Source organism: Rhizobium sp. P1_E6 (assembly GCF_056405875.1).
In genome coordinates, this window is record NZ_JBFUBG010000255.1 from 1 (window position 1) to 1672 (window position 1672).

Here is a 1672-nt window from a genome sequence, read left to right on the forward strand (position 1 = left end):
GGTCGATACCGAGATCCTGCAGTTCGCGGCTGGACATGCGACCAAGTTCGCTGACGGTCTGACGGAACTTGCGCCAATTGTTGAAAGAGCGTGCGACGTTCATGATAATCCCCTTTCCTGAGGGCTTCTGACGTCAGCAGCCTTGCTTGGCTCCGGCGTCGTTTCGATGATTGGAATATAGGCGTTTCAATCGGTTAAAAACAGCGACAATCCGTCAGTCCACCTATGCAAGGAATGCATTGGTCATCGCTTTTCGACGGAAAGAGCCTGTTTTTTGAGCTCGGTGCCATCGGTCGCGGCGGATGCACCTTTGCTAAAAGAGGATCGATCCCGCCCATATGCCTTCAGCCGTTTGTTGTGGCGATAGTTACTTGCACTCGCTCAGAAAACAGGTCTACAAAGCATGCTTTGATAGAAGGTCCGTTACCTTGAACTGCTATGAGCCGTTGCACCAGCTATCGGGCTGAGCTGTCATGACAACGCTCCTGGTAGCTATCCCAGGCCGCATGCCGTTGCTGCGCCTTGTATTTCCGACCGCTTAACCTGCTGCTATCGCTAAGCAGCCCACCCTATTTAAGGCCGGCATATTCCTCATAGGAATCCTCGACCGTGAGAATGTGTCTGCGCATCGACTCCGCCGCAAGCTCGCGATTGCCTTGCAAGATCGCGACGAGTATCGCGTCATGTTCCTTGTAGGATTTTGCCAGCCGCCCGGCGGTCAGGAACTGCGCCCGGCGGAACGGCGAAAGCCGCCGCCGCGTCGCGAGTGTGATCTCCACCAGATAGGCATTCTGGCTACCGGCATAGATGGCCGCATGAAACTTCTCATTGAGCACGTGATAGTGGCTCGGGTCGTTTTCCTTGAGGATGCGCGCTAGACCCTCGTGGATGATCTCGAGGTTGCGCCGCTCCGAAAGCGTCATGCTGGCAGCGGCAAGGCTGGCGCAGAGCGCTTCAAGTTCTGCCATGACATGGAACATCTGCCGCAGATGTTCCGGCGACGGGCGAGTGACGATGGCGCTGCGATGCGGCCGCGTCTCGACGAGGCCCATGGCCGCCAGATCTCGGATCGCTTCCCTCAAGGGAGTGCGCGAAACGCCATAACTTGCGGCAATCTCGGTCTCGTCGAGAGGCATTCCGGGCGAAAGCTTGCCGTCGACGATATCGTCTGCAAGCCGTGCGCGCACTTCCTCGGCCCGGGTCAGCTTGCGACGCGATCCTTCTTCCTTAGCAGCAGAGATGTCTTCGCTACCCGAGGGCTTCTTCTTCATTATTGCGTCCAAGAGGGCCTTCTTTTTTTGAGTATTCTTATGTCGGACTGGTCTGCTTGCGCAACCAGCTTCGACCTCCACATGGGCCGGGCACATCCATCGTTGAAGACGCAGCGTTTCTGACCATGGTTTTCCAGCGCCAGACAAGCGTGCATGCGACACTGGTAATACCGACCAATACGCCGAACCAGACGCCGACGACACCCATGCCGAAGCCGAAGGAAAGCACGACGGCCACCGGCACGCCGAGCAGCCAGTAGCCGCAGACACCGATGACCATCGGCACGCGCGTATCCTTCAGCCCACGAAGGGCTCCGTTGGCGGCCGATTGCAGGCCATCGAAGATCAGAAAGGCGGCGAGGATCACGATCAGCTTTTGCGTCAGCACTGCGATTGCTGCA

At 57.5% G+C, this 1672-nt stretch carries 3 protein-coding genes; all 3 read right to left on the reverse strand.

The window, feature by feature from the left end; genetic code table 11:
* The coding region (locus tag AC1D35_RS35955) for a DUF1127 domain-containing protein (RefSeq protein WP_477942763.1) at positions 1 to 103 on the reverse strand (103 nt) is incomplete at its 3' end.
* Between the two features lie 466 nt (positions 104 to 569).
* Positions 570 to 1271, reverse strand: coding sequence for a GntR family transcriptional regulator (locus tag AC1D35_RS35960; RefSeq protein WP_113297796.1), 702 nt, complete (start codon positions 1269 to 1271; stop codon positions 570 to 572).
* Positions 1272 to 1308: 37 nt separating this feature from the next.
* Positions 1309 to 1672, reverse strand: a 364-nt coding sequence (locus tag AC1D35_RS35965; RefSeq protein WP_477942761.1) for an MATE family efflux transporter, incomplete at its 5' end; no start/stop codon positions are given.

Coding starts and splice junctions, on each gene's coding strand:
- AC1D35_RS35960 (WP_113297796.1), bottom strand. CDS start 1,271: ATGAAGAAGAAGCCCTCGGGTAGCGAAGACATCTCTGCTGCTAAGGAA.